The organism is Streptomyces sp. NPDC003691 (assembly GCF_053981115.1).
In genome coordinates this window covers 15,128-33,607 of the sequence record NZ_JBSFNQ010000033.1, presented here as the reverse complement: position 1 = coordinate 33,607, position 18,480 = coordinate 15,128, and the positions used below count along the sequence as shown (strand labels likewise).

Sequence of the window (18,480 nt, the reverse complement as noted above, 5' to 3'; positions counted from 1 at the left end):
TACCGGACCGGCCGCGGAAACGGCCGAGCCCCCCGTCCGCGCGAACGCGGACGGGGGGCTCGAAGGTGCCGGAGCCGTCAGGCCAGCAGGGCGGGAATCGTCCCCTCGTGTGCGGTACGCACCTCGGCCAGCGGGATCGTGAACTCCCCCTGGACCTCCAGCGCGTCGCCGTCGACCACACCGATGCGGGTCGCGGGCAGTCCGCGCGCACCGCACATATCGGTGAACCGCAGCTCCTCGCTGCGCGGTACGGCGACCACGGCGCGCCCGGCCGACTCGCTGAACAGGAACGTGAACGCGTCCAGACCGTCCGGGACGACCAGCCGCGCGCCGTGCCCGCCGCGCAGCGCCGACTCCGCGACCGCCTGCACCAGACCGCCGTCGGACAGATCGTGCGCCGCGTCGATCATTCCGTCGCGGGAGGCCGAGATCAGGATCTCCGCCAGCAGCTTCTCCCGGTCCAGGTCGACCGCCGGGGGCAGCCCGCCGAGGTGGTCGTGGATCACCTGGGACCAGGCGGACCCGCCGAACTCCTCCTTGGTCTCACCGAGGAGGTAGAGCAGCTGCCCCTCCTCGGCGAAGCCGATCGGGGTGCGGCGGGTGACATCGTCGATGACCCCGAGGACGGCCACGACCGGCGTCGGGTGGATCGCCGTCTCCCCGGTCTGGTTGTAGAGGGAGACATTGCCGCCGGTGACCGGGGTACCGAGGTGCAGACAGGCGTCCGCGAGACCACGGGTGGCCTCGGCGAACTGCCACATCACGCCCGGGTCCTCCGGGGAGCCGAAGTTCAGGCAGTCGGAGACCGCCAGCGGCCGGGCGCCGGAGGCGGCGACATTGCGGTACGCCTCGGCGAGGGCCAGCTGGGCACCGGCGTACGGGTCGAGCTTGGCGTACCGGCCGTTGCCGTCGGTCGCCATCGCCACGCCGAGGTTGGTCTCCTCGTCGATCCGGACCATGCCCGCGTCCTCGGGCTGGGCCAGCACCGTATTGCCCTGGACGAACCGGTCGTACTGGTCGGTGATCCACGCCTTCGACGCCTGGTTGGGCGAGGAGACCAGCTTCAGCACCTGCTCGCGCAGCGCCTCGCCGTCCTTCGGCCGGGGCAGCGCGCCCGCGTCGTCCGCCTGGAGGGCGTCCTGCCACTCGGGGCGGGCGTAGGGGCGCTCGTACACCGGGCCCTCGTGGGCGACGGTCCGCGGCGGGACATCGACGATCTGCTCGCCGTGCCAGAAGATCTCCAGGCGCTCGCCCTCGGTCACCTCACCGATGACGGTGGCGATGACGTCCCACTTCTCGCAGATCTCCAGGAAGCGGGCGACCTTGGCGGGCTCGACGATCGCGCACATCCGCTCCTGCGACTCGCTCATGAGGATTTCCTCGGGCGAGAGCGTGGCGTCGCGCAGCGGAACGGTGTCGAGGTCGATGTGCATACCGCCGGAACCGGCGCTGGCCAGCTCGCTGGTCGCACAGGACAGTCCGGCGCCGCCGAGGTCCTGGATGCCGGCGACGAGCTTCTCCCGGAAGATCTCCAGGGTGCACTCGATGAGCAGCTTCTCCTGGAAGGGGTCGCCGACCTGGACCGCGGGCCGCTTGGCGGGGCCCGTGCTGTCGAAGGTCTCGGAGGCGAGCACGGAGACGCCGCCGATGCCGTCGCCGCCGGTGCGGGCACCGTAGAGGATCACCTTGTTGCCGGGGCCGGAGGCCTGGGCGAGATGGATGTCCTCGTGCTTCATGACGCCGATGCAGCCCGCGTTGACCAGCGGGTTGCCCTGGTAGCAGGAGTCGAAGACGACCTCGCCGCCGATGTTCGGCAGGCCCAGGCAGTTGCCGTAGCCGCCGATGCCCGCGACCACGCCCGGCAGGACGCGGCGGGTGTCGGGGTGGTCGGCCGCGCCGAACCGCAGCGGGTCGACGACGGCGACCGGCCGGGCGCCCATCGCCAGGATGTCGCGGACGATGCCGCCGACTCCGGTCGCGGCACCCTGGTACGGCTCGATGTACGAGGGGTGGTTGTGCGATTCGACCTTGAAGGTGACCGCATAGCCCTGGCCGACGTCGACCACGCCCGCGTTCTCGCCGATGCCGACGAGGAGGGCGTCGTTCTCGGGGGCCTTCTCGCCGAACTGCCGCAGATGGACCTTGCTCGACTTGTACGAGCAGTGCTCGGACCACATGACCGAGTACATGGCCAGTTCGGCGCCGGTCGGACGGCGGCCGAGGATCTCGCGGATCCGGGCGTACTCGTCCTGCTTCAGGCCCAGCTCGGCCCACGGCTGTTCGGTGTCGGGCGTGCCCGCGGCGTGCTTGACCGTGTCGAGGCTCATGCTGCCACCAGCTTCTTGATGATCGACGTGAAGAAGGGGAGGCCGTCGGTGCGGCCGGTGCCGATCAGCGGCTCCACGGCGTGCTCCGGGTGCGGCATCAGCCCGACGACATTGCCCTCGGCGTTGGTGATCCCGGCGATGTCGCGGAGCGAGCCGTTGGGGTTGGTGTCCAGGTAGCGGAACGCCACCCGGCCCTCCGCCTCCAGCTCGTCCAGGACCCGCTCGTCGGCGACGTAGCGGCCGTCGATGTTCTTCAGCGGTACGGAGATCTCCTGACCCGCCGAGTAATCGGAGGTCCAGGCGGTCTCCGCGTTCTCCACCCGGAGCCGCTGATCCCGGCAGATGAAGTGGAGATGATTGTTCCGGAGCATGGCACCGGGCAGCAGATGCGACTCGGTGAGGATCTGGAAACCATTGCAGATACCGAGAACCGGCATCCCCGCCCTGGCCTGTTCGATGATCGTCTCCATCACCGGCGAGAAGCGGGAAATAGCACCGGCGCGGAGATAGTCGCCGTAGGAGAACCCACCGGCGAGGACCACGGCGTCCACCTGGTGGAGATCTTTGTCACGGTGCCAGAGCGAGACGGGTTCGGCGCCCGCGAGACGGACCGCCCGCAGGCTGTCCCGGTCGTCGAGCGTGCCGGGGAACGTGACGACTCCGATACGAGTTGTCACGACTCGTCTACCTTTACAACGAAGTCCTCGATGACGGTGTTGGCGAGAAACGTCTCGGCCATCTCATGGATACGGGCGAGGGCGGCGTCGTCGACCGGCCCCTCGACCTCCAGCTCGAAACGCTTTCCCTGACGTACGTCCGCGATGCCGTCGAATCCGAGGCGGGGCAGTGCGCGCTGCACCGCCTGCCCCTGCGGGTCGAGGATCTCGGGCTTGAGCATGACGTCGACTACGACGCGTGCCACGGGCACTCCCGGGGTGATGTGGTGCGAAGGCGGTGAGGCCAGCGTACCCGGCCGGAAAATCTACTCGCGTAGATATCCGGCTGCCGCCCCGGGGAACACATCAGGAACATCCGGGGCGGCAAACGGTGGAAATCCAGAAGAATTTCCCCGGCGGTTTTGCCGGACACCGCTCCGCCCGGCCCGTGGATCGCGCACTCCGCGCCGTCCGGAACGCACCGTGCGTTCCGGAGGTCCGGCCGGCCGCGGCCGATCGCCGCGGGCCGACTCCGGGAAGTTTCCGGAACCTCGCCCGCCGACGGTCCGGCGCGGTTCCGGGCAGGACTTCCGACACCATCCGGCCATCGGTCCGACACCACCCCGGCATCACTTCGGCACCACTTCGCCACCACTTCGGGACCGGCCCCGGAGACCGCTTGCGGCGCGCTTCGGGCGGCGCTCCGGGCGGTGTTCGGGACCCGGAAGACGCGCGGGCAATTGAGCACTCTTCACAATGGCCCGCCGGTCGCTGTACAAAGGAATACGTAACCCTCATTGCCGGAAAGTCGGTATCACCATCCGGAGCCGGTGACGGAACCGGACGCTCCCTTACCCGGCCCATCGGCCGGTGGATGCGATACCGCGGGAAAGGACCGATATCCGTGGCTCAGCGAGTAGTGGTCGCGCTCTTCGACGACATCGACGGAGGCAACGCGGCGGAAACGGTCATGTTCGGCTTGGACGGGAAGTCGTACGAGATCGACCTCAATACGGCGAACGCGAAGAAACTGCGGTCGGCGCTCGCGCCCTACCTGGCGGCCGGGCGGAAGCAGTCCGCCGGCAGCCGGCGGCGCCAGGCCAGGACCGTCTACAAGCACACGGCACTGGAACCGTCCCCCGCGGCCGTACGGGCGTGGGCGCAGTCCAACAAAATGGAGGTACCGGCCCGGGGACGGATCCCCAAGGCGGTGTACGAGGCGTTCCGCAAGGCGAGTTGAGCGGCGCGGGCCCGGCCGGAGCGCGGCGCCGGGTCCGCACCGCCGGAAAGCCCCGGTCCGGCCCGCCCCGAACGGAAGATCCACTCATGAACCGGCCCGGCCCGGTTCCGAGTTGCACAACCCCCCGGGGAGTCGGCTAAAGTCTGGAGCACGCCGAGGGGCGAGGCCGAAAAGCCCCACCTCAGCAGCGTGCGGGTGTAGTTCAGTAGTAGAACATCCCCCTTCCAGGGGGAAGGCGCAGTGTGCAATCCCTGTCACCCGCTCTCATCACTGGCAACGACCACTCCGGTGGATCAGGTACAGTGGTGTTCGCACCGCCGGTGAAAGCCGAGCGGCAGCACGCGGACGTAGCTCAGTTGGTAGAGCGCAACCTTGCCAAGGTTGAGGTCGCCAGTTCGAACCTGGTCGTCCGCTCAGTGAAATAAGGCCCCGGTCGAAAGACCGGGGCCTTATTCGTTATCCGCGGCTTCTCCTTCTTCTCTGCCGGCCGTCTCCCGCTTCTCTTCCCGCCGCCTCCCGGCCGCCTCCTTGACCCCACTCGCCCCGGCGGCGCTTCCCGGCACTTCCGTTTCACCGCTTCCGGTGGCTCATGACAAATGTCATCGGGGCCGGTGACAGCCCGCACTGCCCGCGGCCGCCGGGCGGCGGAAATCTAGAGGCATGACCACCGACGAGTACGTGATCACGGCCGAGGACCTGCGGCGCAGCTATGCGGGGGGCTTCGAAGCCGTCCGCGGAGTCTCCTTCTCCGTGGCGCGGGGCGAGATCTTCGCGCTGCTCGGCACCAACGGTGCCGGCAAGACCTCGACGGTCGAGCTGCTCGAAGGGCTCGCCGCCCCGGCCGGCGGATCCGTGCGCGTACTCGGCCACGACCCCTACCGCGAGCGCTCGGCGGTCCGCCCCCGGATCGGGGTGATGCTCCAGGAGGGCGGCTTCCCCTCCGATCTCACGGTCACCGAGACCGCCCGGATGTGGGGCTCCTGCACCAGCGGGGCGCGGCCGGTGGGCGAGGCGCTGGAGCTGGTCGGGCTGACCGCCCGGGCCCGGGTCCGGGTCAGCCAGCTCTCCGGCGGCGAGCGGCGGCGGCTCGACCTGGCGCTGGCGCTGATCGGCCGGCCCGAGGTCCTCTTCCTCGACGAGCCGACCACCGGCCTGGACGCCGAGGGGCGGCGGGACACCCGGGATCTGGTGCGGGCGCTGCGGGACACCGGTACGACCGTCCTGCTGACGACGCACTACCTGGAGGAGGCGGAGACGCTGGCCGACCGGCTGGCGATCATGCACCAGGGGGTGATCGTCACCACCGGCACCCCCGCCGAGGTCACCGCAGAACGCCCGGCCCGGATCCGGTTCCTGCTGCCGCCGGGGGTGGAGGCGGCCCGGCTGCCGCTCTCCCTGAAGGCCGGCTTCACGGGGCGCCGGGTGGAGATCCGCACCCATGAGCTCCAGCCCTCCCTGGAGGAGCTGCTGCGGTGGGCACGGGAACACGGGGTGCGGCTGGAGGGCCTCGACGCCCGTGCCGCCTCCCTCGAAGAGGCGTTCCTCGACATCGCGCAGACGGAAACGCAGACCGAAACGGCGGGTAAGTGACATGGCGACGACGGTGAATACGGCGAACCCGGTGCGGGGCTCCGCCACGGGCACGGGCCCGGCCAGTACGACGGCACGGCGGCTGACCGCCCTCGGCCGGGCCGAGCTGACCCTGCTGCTGCGGAACCGGACCGCGCTCTTCATGGCGCTGGCGATGCCGCTGCTGCTGGTGCTGACCATGCAGGCATCGCTCAAGGAGATGAACCTCGGAAAGATCGGGATGAGCATCGCCGAGGCCGCGGTCATCGGCGGAACGGGCTTCATCCTGCTGCTGGTGGTCAATGTGAACCTGGTCCCCGCCTATGTGGCCCGGCGCGAGGAGCTGGTCCTCAAGCGGCTGCGCACCGGGGAGATCTCCGACCGGGAGATCCTCACGGGCACCGCGCTGCCCTCGGTCGGGCTGGCGCTGGTGCAGGTCCTGCTGCTGGTGGTGGCGGCGGTCGCGTTCCTCGACGTCCGTGCGCCTCAGCGGCCCGATCTGCTGCTGGCCGGGGTGGCGCTGGCGATCGTGGTGCTGGCCGCGCTCGCGGCGCTGATCTCCGCCTGGACCCGGACCGTGGAGAGCGCCCAGCTCACCGTGACCCCGATGCTGATGATCTCGTCGTTCGGCTCGGGGCTCTTCGTCCCGATCGAGCTGATGCCGGACCGGATCGCCACGGTGGCGGAGCTGCTGCCGATGACCGGGTCGATGACCCTCGTACGGGACGGCTGGCTGGGGGTCGCCGACGGCAAGGACCTGCTGGGCGCCGCGCTGACCTCGGTGGCGTGGATCGTGCTCTCGCTGTGGGGTGTGAAGCGGTGGTTCCGCTGGGAGCCGCGGCGCTGACCTGTAGCTTTATCGCCGTACGCGTTGGTTCGGTTGATTTTTCGGGGGAGCTGCCGTGGTGCGGGTGAAGGGTTGGAGCGGGCGCAGCGGGCTCCACAAGGTGAACATCTACAGCCGCGGCACGGTGTACACGGTCCTCTGGTTCAACTCCGCCGCCTTCGTCCTGATGATCCTCTCGCCGGTGCACGAAGCGGCCCCCGCGGTCACCGTGGCCGGGGTGCTGACCGGCACCGCTTCCGGGTTCGTCTGCGCCCGGCTGATGCGGCGGGCGATGGACTCCTATCTCGGCCGGGACACGGTCCCCCGCAAACTGCTGGTGACCGGGGGTGTGCTGGCCGCCGTGAATGTGGGGCTGGGGCTGTCGCTGGTCGCCACGGGCGTGGTGGACCAGCGCGATCCGGGCATGGCCTATCTGACCGCGGGCGGGCTGGTTCCGTTTCTGAGCGTCCACAGCCTTCTCGTACCGAACCGGATCACCTTTCTGGTGCAGAGCGCCGTGCTGTCGGTGTTCGCCGGACTGCTGGCGCTGATCGGTTTCCCGGGTCCGCTGGTGGTGTCGACCGTTCTCACCGCCGCGTTCCTGACCGGCTGGATGGCCTTCACCACGGTCGGATCGGTCTGGCTGCTGAAGATCATGTGGGAGCTGCGGGACGCCCGGGATGTCCAGGCCCGGCTGGCGGTCGCCGAGGAGCGGCTGCGGTTCGGGCGCGATCTGCACGATGTCCTCGGGCGGAATCTGGCGGTGGTGGCGCTCAAGTCGGAGCTGGCGGTGCAGCTGGCCCGGCGCGGCCGGGCCGAGGCGGTCGACCAGATGGCCGAGGTGCAGCGGATCGCCCAGGACTCGCAGCGCGAGGTCCGCGAGGTGGTCCGGGGCTACCGGGAGGCGGACCTCCGGGTCGAACTGGAGGGCGCCCGCTCGGTGCTGAACGCGGCCGGCATCGTCTGCACGGTCGTCGCGGACGACGTGGACCGGCTGCTGCCGGCCCCGGCGCGGTCGGCGCTGGGCTGGGTGGTCCGGGAGGCGACGACGAACGTGCTGCGGCACGGGGATCCGCGGCGCTGCACGATCTCGGTGGGGGCCATCGGAGAATCCGTCGTCCTGGTCGTCGAGAACGACCGCGCGGACGCTCCGGCGCTCCGCCCGGGCGACAGCGGCTCCGGCCTCGCGGGCCTGCGCGAACGGCTCGCCGTGGTGGGCGGCACCCTGGAGGCGGGCCCGGCGCGCGGCGGGCGTTTCCGGGTGACGGCCCGCATTCCGGCGGCGGGAGCGGGGGCGGACGGGCCGGGTGGGCCGGGTGGGCCGGGTGAGGTGCCCGCGGCTCGTACAGCAGAGCCGGGCAAGGCGCCCGAGGCCCGGGCGGAGAAGCCGGGTGGTGCGGCCGCGGCCCGGGCGGAGAAGCCGGGCGATGTGCCTGCGGCCCGGAGCGAGGGACCGGAGCGGGAGCCCGGGTCACCGGCCGAGGGGCCGGGCGGGGACGCCGTAACCGCCCGTGGGAAGAATGGGGCATGACCGCCGTACGTGTACTGCTCGCCGACGACGAGCATCTGATCCGCGGTGCCCTGGCCGCGCTGCTCGCCCTCGAAGACGATCTGGAGGTCGTCGCCGAGGCCGCCTCCGGCCCCGAGGCCCTCGCCATGGCACGGATCCACCGTCCCGATGTCGCCGTGCTCGACCTGCAGATGCCGGGGGCGGACGGTGTGAGTGTCGCCACATCCCTGCGGGCGGAGCTGCCCGCCTGCCGGACCATGATCGTGACCAGCCACGGGCTGCCCGGGCATCTGAAGCGGGCGCTGACCGCGGGGGTGCGCGCCTTCGTCCCCAAGACCGTGAGCGCCCGGCGGCTGGCCGAGATCATCCGTACCGTCCATGCGGGAAACCGCTATGTCGACCCGGAGTTGGCCGCCGACGCGATCTCCGCGGGCGACTCCCCGCTGACCGCCCGCGAGGCCGAGGTCCTGGAGCTGGCGGCCGACGGTGCACCCGTCGCGGAGATCGCCCGGCGGGCCGCGCTCTCCCAGGGGACGGTCCGGAACTACCTGTCGTCGGCGGTCTCCAAGCTGGGTGCCGAGAACCGTCACACCGCGGCCCGTCTCGCCCGTGAGCGCGGTTGGGTATAGTAGGCAGCGCGCAACGGCGCAGTGCGGACGTAGCTCAGTTGGTAGAGCGCAACCTTGCCAAGGTTGAGGTCGCCAGTTCGAACCTGGTCGTCCGCTCAACGGAAAGACCCCGGTCTCCTCTTCGGAGGACCGGGGTCTTTCGCGTTCCCGGCTCTCTCCCCCCGGCGCCGGGGAGAGAGAGCCGGGGGGCGGCGGTTTACGCCCAGGTCTCGCCGGTCAGCAGCTCGTACGCCTCCACGTACTTGGCCCGGGTCGCCTCGACGACCTCCGCGGGGAGCGGGGGCGGCGGCTGCTCGCTCTTCCGGTCCCAGCCCGACGCCGGGGAGGTCAGCCAGTCCCGGACGTACTGCTTGTCGTACGAGGGCTGGGCGCGGCCCGGCTGCCACTGGTCCGCGGGCCAGAAGCGGGACGAGTCCGGGGTGAGCACCTCGTCGGCGAGGACCAGCCGCCCGGTCGAGTCGTAGCCGAACTCGAACTTCGTGTCGGCCAGCACGATGCCCCGCTCCCGGGCGATGTCCCGGGCCCGGCCGTAGACCGCGAGCGTCATCTGCCGGAACAGCGCCGCGGGTTCGGCGCCGATCCGCCGCGCGACCTCCTCGTAGGAGACGTTCTCGTCGTGGTCGCCGACATCGGCCTTGGTGGCGGGGGTGAAGATCGGCGCGGGCAGCTCGGAGCCGTCCGTCAGCCCCTCGGGGAGCGCGAGTCCGCAGACCGTACGGGACTCGTTGTACTCGGCGAGCCCGGAGCCGGTGAGATAGCCGCGGGCGACCGCCTCGACGGGGATCATCTCCAGCGACTTGCAGACCAGGGTGCGGCCCGCCCAGTCGGCGGGGGCGCCGGCGGGCAGTTCGGTGCTCAGGACATGGTTGGGGACCAGGTCGGAGAGGCGCTCGAACCACCAGAGCGAGAGCCGGGTGAGTACCCGGCCCTTGTCGGGGATCTCCGTCGGCAGCACCCAGTCGTAGGCGGAGATGCGGTCGGTCGCGACCATCACCAGGTCGCCCGCTTCGTTGCGGTACAGCTCCCGCACCTTGCCGGTGTGGAGGTGGACCAGCCCCGGCACCTGCGGCGCCTCGGGCTTTTCGACGAATCCGGACACGGCTGCTCCTGGTGGTTTCCGACGTGCGTGGCTGTGGCCGATTCTCTCAGCCCGCCCGGGAGACCCGGCCGGACGGTCCCGGTAGCGGGAGGTGAGGCCGGGGCGCCGGTCAGTCGCTCTTGCAGATCCGGTCCAGGAGGTTCGCGGTCGCCCGCTGGATCCGGGGGTCGGTGTGCCCGGGCCGGTCCAGCGCCGGTGACCAGGCGAACGTGCCGGACGCGAAGACGAGTGCCCCGGACGGCGCGCGGTACAGCGATGTCTCCTGGTGGCGCACCGTTCCCTCGGTGTCCGGATAGGGCGAGTGGGCGAGCAGGATCCGGCGGCGGTGTTCGGGCAGCGGGGTCCGCGGGAAGTAGCGGTCGGCCTCGCCCGCGACCAGACCGGGCAGTTCGTCGCCGTCACCGGCGCCGGTGGCCTCCCAGAGCCAGTGGTCCGCGTTCCGTACGACCAGGGGGCGCGGTTCGGGCACCCGGCCCGCGTACTGGATGCCGATCAGCTGCTGCTCGGCGCGGTCGGCCTCGCGCCAGAGCGCCGATCTGCCGGGGCCGCGGCGTTTGCGGCAGGTCAGCAGGCGGTTCTCGGCGCCGGAGGGGGACGGGCCCAGCTCCACCTGCCAGTAGACGGAGTTCGCGGAGAGGAAGACGAGGGAGGTGCCCCGGTCCCGGGCGGCCTCGGCGGCGCGGCGCATCGGGACGGACCAGTACTCGTCGTGGCCGGGGAAGACGAGCCCCCGGTAGGCGGTGGGGTCGACGCGGCCGGCGTGGAGATCGCGGGTGTCGGCGTAGGCGAGGTCGTAGCCGTACCGCTCGGCCCAGCGGATGAAGTCGTAGGCGTGGCCGACGTGCAGCGGCAGCCCGGAGCCCGCGTACGGCCGGTCGAAGGAGACCGTGGTGGCGGCGGAGCCCTCGCCGAGCAGCCGGCCCTCCTCGTCCCAGGCGTGGTAGAGGCTGGCACCGGTGCGGCCGTCCTCGGGGTAGAGGTTGTACGCCTGCCAGGTGATGTCGGGCAGCACCAGCAGCAGATCGGCCGCGCGGTCGTCGCGGACGGTGAAGGGGATGTGGGAGCGGTAGCCGTCGGCCGTGGTGAGGACGGCGACATAGGCGCCGACGGCCCAGTACGAGGGGATCTGGAGCCGCCAGGAGAGCCACCAGTGGTGACAGGAGACCGTACGGCCCGCGGTGAGCGGCGGGGGCTGGACGATCCCGGCCAGCCGGGGGCTGGTGGTGACCTTGAAGGCGCCGTGCCCGGCGTAGTGGCCGATGCGGTAGACGTCGACGAGGAACTGCTGGGGCGGATCGACGGTGACATGGAAGTCGATGGAATCGCCGGGGGCGACCGGGCCGTTGGAGACGAATCCCTTGATCTGCCGGTGGACGTCGTCGGCGGTGCGGGGCGCGCGGGTGCTGCGGCCGCGGTCGGGGTCGGCGTACCAGGGGACGGCGCGGCCGGTGTCGTCGAAGTACTGCTCGCTGCTGCGGAGCCAGGGCAGCGGACCCTGCCCGAAGGGGTCGGACACGGCGTGCGCGAGGGCACCGGACTCCCAGCGACGGATACGGGGGGTGGTGGCCGCCTGCGGCGGGGCGGCGGGCCCGGGGGCGGGGGCAGGATCCAGCAGGACGAGCGGGGTAGGTACGGGGCCCGGGGCGGCGGAAACCTGGGCGCCGGAAACCTGGGGGCCGGGAGCGGCGTCCCCGGCGGCGCGGGCAGTGCCTGTACCCGCCTCCGTACCGTCACCCGTATCCGTACCCGCCCTCGTACCGTCGCCCGTATCAACAGCGGCAGCGGCAGCGGCGGCAGCCGCACCGGCACCGTGGGAGCCGTTGCCGGTGGTTCCCCTGTTCTCCATGGGCCCCCTGTCCCCCATACCGCCGCGCCCTTCCCGTACGCCCGTGTACGCCGCGCCCGTATGCCTGGTGTGTCCGTGCCGGTGTGTTCGTGCCGGTGTGCCGCGCCCGGACCGGCGGGGTGCGTCCCGCGCCGGATGCCGTGCTCCGCGCTCCGGGTCCCCGGCCGGGATCCCGGTGTGCCGAGGCGTACGGCACGGCTCGGGGAACCGGCGACGGCGGCCTCGGCGCGCCGACTGAAGGGCGCCGCCCCCAGCACATCACATAACGCGCTCGCCCCGTCACCCTTCGTCGTGAAAATGTGCCCGGACGAGCGGCGGAAGGCCGGATTCCATGGGTGCCCACGGGGTTCCCGCCGGGGGCCTGCGGGGTTCCTGCGGGGTGGACGGTCCCTCCCCGCGGCACGGGGAGGGACGGCAGCCGACGGCTACACCAGACGTACGGGCTTCTCCGCGCGGACTCCCGTGGCGGCGAGCCAGGACCGCAGCGGCCCCGGGTCGCCGTCCTCGGTGAGGGTGAGCACCCGGGAGGAGAGGTCGGCGCAGCGCTCGCCGTGGAGCAGCAGGGCCGGGCCGTCGAGCCAGTCGAGGCCGGGCACGGCACCGGCGGTGTCGACGGCGGCGCAGCAGACCATCGCGGTGACATGGTCGGCGAGCAGCTCCCGGCCGGTGCGGGGCGGCTGGAGGGGGAAGAGGGGCAGCGGATCGGCGCCCCAGCCGTGGGAGGCACCGGCGCCCGGGTCTCCGGCGGGACCGGCGGAACCGTCGGGGGGCTGCCCGCCGGGGCCGGTCCGGGCGGCCTCCTCGCGGGCGGCGGCCGCGGTGATCCCGGCGGCGAGCCGGTCTGCGGCGTCCGGGCCGGGGGCGGTGAGATGGGCCAGCACCCGTTCGAGCGTGGGGTCGTCCTCGGCTCCGGGGGCGGCCGGTTCCAGCCGGTCGAGCACCTGGTGGAGGCGGGCCGCCTCGGTACGCCATTTGCGGTCCACGACCTCCTCCGGGTACTGCCGCCAGTCGACGGGCGACCAGTCGGGCCCGGCCTCGGCGGGGCCGCCGTGGAAGAGACGGGCGGCGAGGAGGGAGGTGGCCTCGTCGACGGCGCCCGGCTCCTCCAGCAGATCGCAGGCGGGCCGTTCGCCGAGCCGGGAGGCGAAGCCCTCGGCGAGCCGGTCGCGGCGGGAGAGTTCGGTGAGGGCGGAGACCACTCCGGCGTCCAGCCGGGAGGGCCAGCGGCCCATCCGCCAGGCGGGCAGCGCGACCCGGGTCAGCAGCCGGTCCCAGCCCGCGTACGCCAGACCGACCTGTTCCTGGGCGACGATCCGCAGCCCGTAGTCGACGGACTGGGCGCGTTCGGACGCGGCGGCGGCGACCCCGCGTTCCATCTCGGCCGCATGGGCCCGGCAGCTGCGCAGCAGCAGGCGGGCGACCCGGCCGACGAACCCGAGGGCGAGCCGGCGCGGCAGGCCGAGGATCCGCAGCTGGCCCGGGGCACGGCGGGAGCCGGGGGCGGACCGGGAGCCGGAGGCGGGGCGGGCGGCGAGGGCCACCGCGGCGTCCAGCCCCCGGACGAACCGGCGCGCCCCGGCTATGTCGGGCTGGGCCGCCGAGGCGGTGCCGGCCACCACGGGGGCGAGCAGGGCGCGCAGCTCGGCCACTCGCATCCACCAGAGGAAGGGGGAGCCGATGACCAGGACGGGCGCCTGGGCGGTGTGCCGCAGCCGGATGCCGGAGCCGCCGGGCGGGCGCTCCTCGCGCGGCGGGCGGTGGGCCGGATGGGTGCGGTCCTCCAGCCAGCTGTCGCAGTCGGGGGTCAGCGCGAGCGCGGAGGGCGCGGGCACGCCGAGCCGCTCGGCCAGGTCCTGGACGAGCCGGTAGAGGTCGGGGGCGGCCCGCCGGGACAGCTCGACCGTGGGGCTGAGGGCGGGCTCGGCACGCGCGATCACGGCGGCGACGGCGAGCGCCGCGGCCCCGGTGATCACGGCGAGGGCCACGGCGACGGCACGGGCGGTGTCCCAGCCCCCGCCGCGCATATGGCCGGAGACCTCACCGGCGAAGAGCACGACGGCCGCGGCCGCGGGCAGGATCGCGACGGCGACGGCCCGGCCGCGGACCCTCAGTACGGCCAGCGCCCGTGAGCGCGCGGCCCGCGCGCCGATGGACTCACCGCTTCCGGTCATGGACACGGTCGGTCCTCACCCCCTCTGCCCCGCGACGGTGGACGGTGTAGGTGCACTCCCACTGTGGCACCCGCCACCGACATCGCAATGCCGGTGGGCCAAGTGCCGGAACGCCCTCGCCGCACCATAGTTGGGCCGGTCCCGGGCGTCATCCGGATGGCTGAGCGTCACTCGATGGAATGGCCTTGGGCAAAGGTGCTGACGAATGAGGGGGTGATGTGAGCCTCATGCGGAGAAACCGTGAATGCCCTGCTCCGTGGGGTGGTACACGGAAAAGGGCCGGGGCCGGAGGGAGAATCCCCCCGGCCCCGGCCCGGAAACCGGCGGCCCGCCGCCCCGCCCGGCGGCGGGGCTGCCGTACGCGTCGTGCGTGAGCGCGCGTCTACTCGGCGCGCGAATCGAGGCCCCCGGATCCGGGCCCGGCGGCGGACCCGGAGGGCGGCCGTACGCCTCCCGGCCGCGGGCACGAGCCCCTTCGGCGGCCCCGGTCCCTTCGGCTCCCACCCGCAGCCCCGGCTGCGGCGGCGGACCCGGCCGGGAGTGCAGCCGGGAGTACGGCCGCGGGACCCGGGCCCGCCCCTTCGGCGGACCCGGAGGGCGGCCGTGCGTGAGAGCACACGCCTCCCCGGCCGCGGGCACGGCCTTCGGCGGACCCGGCCGCCGAACCCGGCCGCGAACCCGGGCTAGGCCCCGGCCCCGGCCCCCTGCTCGGACTCGGGCTCGGCGGCCCGGAGGGCGATGTCCGTACGGTGGTGGGAGCCGTCCAGGCGGATGCGTCCGACGGCGGCGTACGCGCGCTCGCGCGCTTCACGCAGGTCCTTGCCGGTCGCGGTGACGGAGAGCACCCGGCCGCCCGCGCTGACGACGGAGTCGCCGTCGAAGCGGGTTCCGGCGTGGAGGACGTACGCGTGCGGGGCGTCCTGACCGGCGACCTCGGCGAGGCCGGTGATCGGGTCGCCGGTGCGCGGGGTGTCCGGGTAGTTGTGCGAGGCGACGACCACGGTGACGGCCGCGTCCTCGTGCCAGCGCAGCGGCGGCTCGTCGGCGAGGGTGCCCCGGGCGGCGTGGAGCAGAACGCCGGCCAGCGGGGTCCGCAGCCGGGCGAGGACGACCTGGGTCTCGGGGTCGCCGAAGCGGGCGTTGAACTCGATGACGCGTACGCCGCGGGAGGTGATGGCCAGGCCCGCGTACAGCAGTCCGGCGAACGGGGTACCGCGGCGGCGCAGCTCGTCCACGGTCGGCTGGAGGACCGTGTTCAGGACGTCGTCGACGAGCTTGGGGTCGGCCCACGGCAGCGGGGAGTAGGCGCCCATGCCGCCGGTGTTGGGGCCTTCGTCGCCGTCGAGGGCGCGCTTGAAGTCCTGGGCCGGGGTGAGCGGGACGACGGTCTCGCCGTCGGTGATCGCGAAGAGGGAGACCTCCGGGCCGTCGAGGTACTCCTCGATGACGACGCGATCGCAGGCGAGGGCGTGCTCGCGGGCGGCGGCGAGGTCATGGGTGACCACGACGCCCTTTCCGGCGGCCAGGCCGTCGTCCTTGACGACGTAGGGAGCGCCGAAGGCGTCGAGGGCCTCGTCGATCTCCTCGGGAGTCGTACAGACGTAGGAGCGGGCGGTGGGCACCCCGGCCCCGGCCATGACGTCCTTGGCGAAGGCCTTGGAGCCTTCGAGCCGCGCGGCCTCCCGGGAGGGGCCGAAGCACGGGATCCCGGCGGCGCGCACGGCGTCGGCGACTCCGGCGACGAGCGGGGCCTCCGGGCCGACGACGACGAGACCGGCTTCCAGATCGGCCGCGAGGCGGGCGACGGCGGCACCGTCGAGGGCGTCGACCGGGTGCAGTTCGGCGACCTCGCCGATGCCCGCGTTGCCGGGGGCGCAGTGCACAGCGGTGACGTCGGGGTCGAGGGAGAGTGAGCGGCACAGGGCGTGTTCGCGGGCGCCGCCGCCGATGACGAGGACCTTCACGGGCGTCAGCCTAACCGCCCGCGGGCCGTGCATCCCTGTACGGGCCTCCTAAGCGGGCGCTCTACTCGTTTGTGTATTCCTCCAGGACGGTGGCGCCCAGCTCGCGGACGATCAGGTCGTGACCGGAGAGCGCGGAGTCGACGAGGTCGGGGTCGTCGTCCTCGGGGATGTCGTCCTCGGGGGCGACGGGCGGGGGTCCGCCGTAGGCATCGGGGGCCGGGGGCGGCGGCTGCGCGGCCGGGGAGCGCTCGGCGGGCGGCTGCTGTACGGGGGCGGCGGGCGCCTGGGCGGGGGCGGGCGGGGGACCGCCGGGACCCGCCGCGGACGGGGCCGCGGGGCGCGGGGCGGCGGGCGGGGCCTGGGGCGGCCGGCCGTAACCACCGCCACCGGCGGTACCACCCGGGCCGGCCGGACCGCCGGCGCCGCCCGTGGGGTCGACGATGGCCTCGATCTTCCACTGGACGTGGAACTGCTCGGACAGGGCCTGGCGGAGGACCTCCTCGCTGCCGCTGCTCGCGAAGTTGTCGCGGGCGCCGGGGTTGAGGAAGCCGATCTGGAGGGTGGTGCCGTCGAACCCGGCGACCTGGGCGTTCTGGCTGAGCAGGATCCAGGTGAAGCGGCGGCGGTTCTTCACGGCCTCCAGGATCCCGGGCCACATGTTCCGCACCTGGGCGGCGCCCTGCGCCATCCCGGGCGCGGGGGCCTGAGCCTGGGGCGGGGCCTGGTGCTCCGCGGCCGGTGCGGGCTGCGGGGCGCGGGGGGCCGCGGGCCGGGAGCCCTCGCCGGGAGCGGTGGCGGTGGGCCAGCCGCCGGGCCGCCGTCCGCCGTCACCGGGCGCGGCGGCTCCGGGCCAGGCCCCGGGCCGCTGCTGCGGCGCGGGGGCGGCGGGTGCCGGGGGTGCGGCGGCCGGAGCTTCCTGATCGGCCGCGACCGGCGGCACGACAGCGACACCGGGCTGATCGGCCACCACCGCGGGGACCTGGGAGACCTGGGAGACCTGAGGGGGTGTGACGGGGGCGGGCGGGGGCGGGACGTGGGCCGCTCCCCCGCCTCCGTACCCCATGGGCACCCCACCGGGCGCCGGACCGGCCGGACCGGCGGAGAAGGTCGCGCCCGCGGCGACGCCCCGCTCCAGCTTGTCGAGCCGGGCCTGGAGCGACCGCTCGTCGTCGAAGGCGCCGGGGAGCAGCACCCGGGCGCAGATCAGCTCCAGCTGGAGCCGGGGCGCGGTGGCCCCGCGCATCTCGGTGAGCCCGGCGTTGACCAGGTCGGCGGCGCGGCTCAGCTCGGCGGCACCGAAGACGGACGCCTGCCCCTGCATCCGCTCCACGACATCGGCGGGGGCATCGATGAGGCCCTTCTCGGCGGCGTCCGGCACGGCAGCCAGGATCACCAGGTCGCGGAGCCGCTCCAGCAGGTCGGCGACGAAGCGGCGGGGATCGTTCCCGCCCTCGACGACCCGGTCGACGACCTCGAAGGCCGCGGCGCCGTCACCGGAGGCGAAGGCGTCCACGACGGCGTCGAGCAGCGAGCCGTCGGTGTACCCGAGGAGGCCGGTGGCCATGGCATAGGTCACACCTTCCTCGGTGGCGCCCGCCAGCAACTGGTCCATCACCGACATGGAGTCCCGTACGGACCCGGCACCGGCCCGGACCACCAGCGGCAGCACCCCGTCGGCGACGGGGATCGCCTCGCGGCCGCAGACCTCGCCCAGATAGTCCCGGAGGGTCCCGGGCGGGACCAGCCGGAACGGATAGTGGTGCGTACGCGACCGGATGGTCCCGATGACCTTCTCGGGCTCGGTGGTCGCGAAGATGAACTTCAGATGCTCCGGAGGCTCCTCGACCACCTTCAGCAGGGCGTTGAAGCCCTGCGGGGTGACCATATGGGCCTCGTCGATGATGTAGATCTTGTACCGGCTGCCGGCCGGCCCGAAGAAAGCCTTCTCGCGCAGGTCACGGGCGTCGTCCACACCACCGTGCGAGGCCGCGTCGATCTCGATGACATCGATGGACCCGGGTCCATTGCGCGCGAGGTCCAGGCAGGACCGGCACTCCCCGCAGGGCGTCGGCGTCGGCCCCTGCTCGCAGTTCAGACAGCGCGCCAGGATCCGCGCACTGGTCGTCTTGCCGCAGCCGCGCGGCCCGCTGAACAGGTACGCGTGATTGACCCGGTTGTTCCGCAGGGCCTGCTGCAACGGGTCGGTGACATGCTCCTGCCCGATGACCTCGGCGAACGATTCCGGGCGATAGCGGCGGTACAACGCAAGCGACGACACACCTACGAGGCTATCGGTCCCCACCGACAACCGTCCCCCACTGCCCCCACGCACCCCCACCAGAACGCAAGCGCCCCCCACGCACCCGCCAGAGCCGACCTACCCTTGCTGCCTTCCGGCCCTGGGGGAGTTCAGTCAGATAGCGCCACGTGAGGGGCTCCGCACAGGGTACCCGATCCCGGGGGGTGGGAACGAGTTCGCGAGCACGGCTCAACGTCTTGTATTGTTTGCCGCGGAGGATTCGCCTAGTGGCCTAGGGCGCACGCTTGGAAAGCGTGTTGGGGGCAACCCCTCACGAGTTCGAATCTCGTATCCTCCGCCAGTGCCTCACCGGGCACTAACGTCGAAGGCCCCGCTGCTTGCAG

The 18,480-nt window shown here is 72.8% G+C and carries 13 protein-coding genes, 4 tRNA genes and 1 other RNA gene; 9 read left to right on the top strand and 9 right to left on the bottom strand.

Annotation, left to right across the window (positions count from 1 at the left end):
* Window positions 1-77 precede the first annotated feature (77 nt).
* The 3 genes from purL to purS are packed head-to-tail and all read right to left on the bottom strand — an operon-like array spanning window position 78 to window position 3,249.
* Window positions 78-2,327, bottom strand: a complete 2,250-nt coding sequence (purL, locus tag ACWDR0_RS17570) for a phosphoribosylformylglycinamidine synthase subunit PurL (RefSeq protein WP_456352578.1) — start codon at window positions 2,325-2,327, stop codon at window positions 78-80.
* Window positions 2,324-3,004, bottom strand: a complete 681-nt coding sequence (gene purQ / locus ACWDR0_RS17565) for a phosphoribosylformylglycinamidine synthase subunit PurQ (protein ID WP_456352577.1) — start codon at window positions 3,002-3,004, stop codon at window positions 2,324-2,326. The genes purL and purQ overlap by 4 nt, the downstream gene beginning before the upstream one ends.
* Window positions 3,001-3,249 carry a phosphoribosylformylglycinamidine synthase subunit PurS gene (gene purS / locus ACWDR0_RS17560; RefSeq protein ID WP_006348228.1) on the bottom strand — a complete coding sequence of 83 codons (249 nt, stop codon included), beginning with the start codon at window positions 3,247-3,249 and terminating at the stop codon, window positions 3,001-3,003. The genes purQ and purS overlap by 4 nt, the downstream gene beginning before the upstream one ends.
* A 638-nt stretch (window positions 3,250-3,887) precedes the next feature.
* Here purS and ACWDR0_RS17555 point away from each other — a divergent pair.
* The 8 genes from ACWDR0_RS17555 to ACWDR0_RS17520 all read left to right on the top strand — a co-directional run bounded on the left by ACWDR0_RS17555 (window position 3,888) and on the right by ACWDR0_RS17520 (window position 8,853).
* Window positions 3,888-4,223, top strand: coding sequence for a histone-like nucleoid-structuring protein Lsr2 (locus ACWDR0_RS17555; RefSeq protein ID WP_456352576.1), 336 nt, complete (start codon window positions 3,888-3,890; stop codon window positions 4,221-4,223).
* Window positions 4,224-4,414: 191 nt separating this feature from the next.
* Window positions 4,415-4,486: transfer RNA gene (locus ACWDR0_RS17550), tRNA-Gly, on the top strand.
* A gap of 78 nt (window positions 4,487-4,564) precedes the next feature.
* A tRNA-Gly gene (locus tag ACWDR0_RS17545) sits at window positions 4,565-4,637 on the top strand.
* A gap of 246 nt (window positions 4,638-4,883) precedes the next feature.
* Window positions 4,884-5,813 carry an ABC transporter ATP-binding protein gene (locus tag ACWDR0_RS17540; RefSeq protein WP_456352575.1) on the top strand — a complete coding sequence of 310 codons (930 nt, stop codon included), beginning with the start codon at window positions 4,884-4,886 and terminating at the stop codon, window positions 5,811-5,813.
* 1 nt (window position 5,814) lies between these two features.
* Window positions 5,815-6,639, top strand: coding sequence for an ABC transporter permease (locus ACWDR0_RS17535; protein WP_456352574.1), 825 nt, complete (start codon window positions 5,815-5,817; stop codon window positions 6,637-6,639).
* Window positions 6,640-6,697: 58 nt separating this feature from the next.
* Window positions 6,698-8,149 carry a sensor histidine kinase gene (locus ACWDR0_RS17530; protein ID WP_456352573.1) on the top strand — a complete coding sequence of 484 codons (1,452 nt, stop codon included), beginning with the start codon at window positions 6,698-6,700 and terminating at the stop codon, window positions 8,147-8,149.
* The gene (locus ACWDR0_RS17525; protein WP_456352572.1) at window positions 8,146-8,757 is read left to right on the top strand and encodes a response regulator; all 612 of its coding nucleotides are present in this window, start codon (window positions 8,146-8,148) and stop codon (window positions 8,755-8,757) included. Before ACWDR0_RS17530 ends, ACWDR0_RS17525 begins: the two co-directional genes overlap by 4 nt.
* Window positions 8,758-8,780: 23 nt before the next feature.
* Window positions 8,781-8,853: transfer RNA gene (locus tag ACWDR0_RS17520), tRNA-Gly, on the top strand.
* Window positions 8,854-8,953: 100 nt separating this feature from the next.
* Here the strand turns inward: ACWDR0_RS17520 and ACWDR0_RS17515 are convergent.
* The 6 genes from ACWDR0_RS17515 to ffs form a co-directional block, all read right to left on the bottom strand.
* Window positions 8,954-9,856, bottom strand: a complete 903-nt coding sequence (locus ACWDR0_RS17515; protein WP_456352571.1) for a phosphoribosylaminoimidazolesuccinocarboxamide synthase — start codon at window positions 9,854-9,856, stop codon at window positions 8,954-8,956.
* 109 nt (window positions 9,857-9,965) lie between these two features.
* Window positions 9,966-11,468, bottom strand: coding sequence for a N,N-dimethylformamidase beta subunit family domain-containing protein (locus tag ACWDR0_RS17510; protein WP_456352614.1), 1,503 nt, complete (start codon window positions 11,466-11,468; stop codon window positions 9,966-9,968).
* Between the two features lie 659 nt (window positions 11,469-12,127).
* A complete protein-coding gene (locus tag ACWDR0_RS17505; RefSeq protein ID WP_456352570.1) occupies window positions 12,128-13,879 on the bottom strand; it encodes a hypothetical protein in 1,752 nt (583 codons plus the stop codon).
* A gap of 677 nt (window positions 13,880-14,556) precedes the next feature.
* On the bottom strand, window positions 14,557-15,837 hold the full coding sequence (gene purD, locus ACWDR0_RS17500; RefSeq protein ID WP_456352569.1) for a phosphoribosylamine--glycine ligase: 1,281 nt from the start codon (window positions 15,835-15,837) through the stop codon (window positions 14,557-14,559).
* Window positions 15,838-15,898: 61 nt separating this feature from the next.
* Complete coding sequence (locus tag ACWDR0_RS17495; RefSeq protein ID WP_456352568.1) at window positions 15,899-18,115, bottom strand: DNA polymerase III subunit gamma and tau; 2,217 nt, start codon at window positions 18,113-18,115, stop codon at window positions 15,899-15,901.
* A gap of 63 nt (window positions 18,116-18,178) precedes the next feature.
* Window positions 18,179-18,277, bottom strand: an RNA gene (ffs, locus tag ACWDR0_RS17490) — signal recognition particle sRNA small type.
* A gap of 72 nt (window positions 18,278-18,349) precedes the next feature.
* Here ffs and ACWDR0_RS17485 point away from each other — a divergent pair.
* Window positions 18,350-18,437: transfer RNA gene (locus tag ACWDR0_RS17485), tRNA-Ser, on the top strand.
* The last annotated feature ends 43 nt before the right edge of the window (window positions 18,438-18,480 follow it).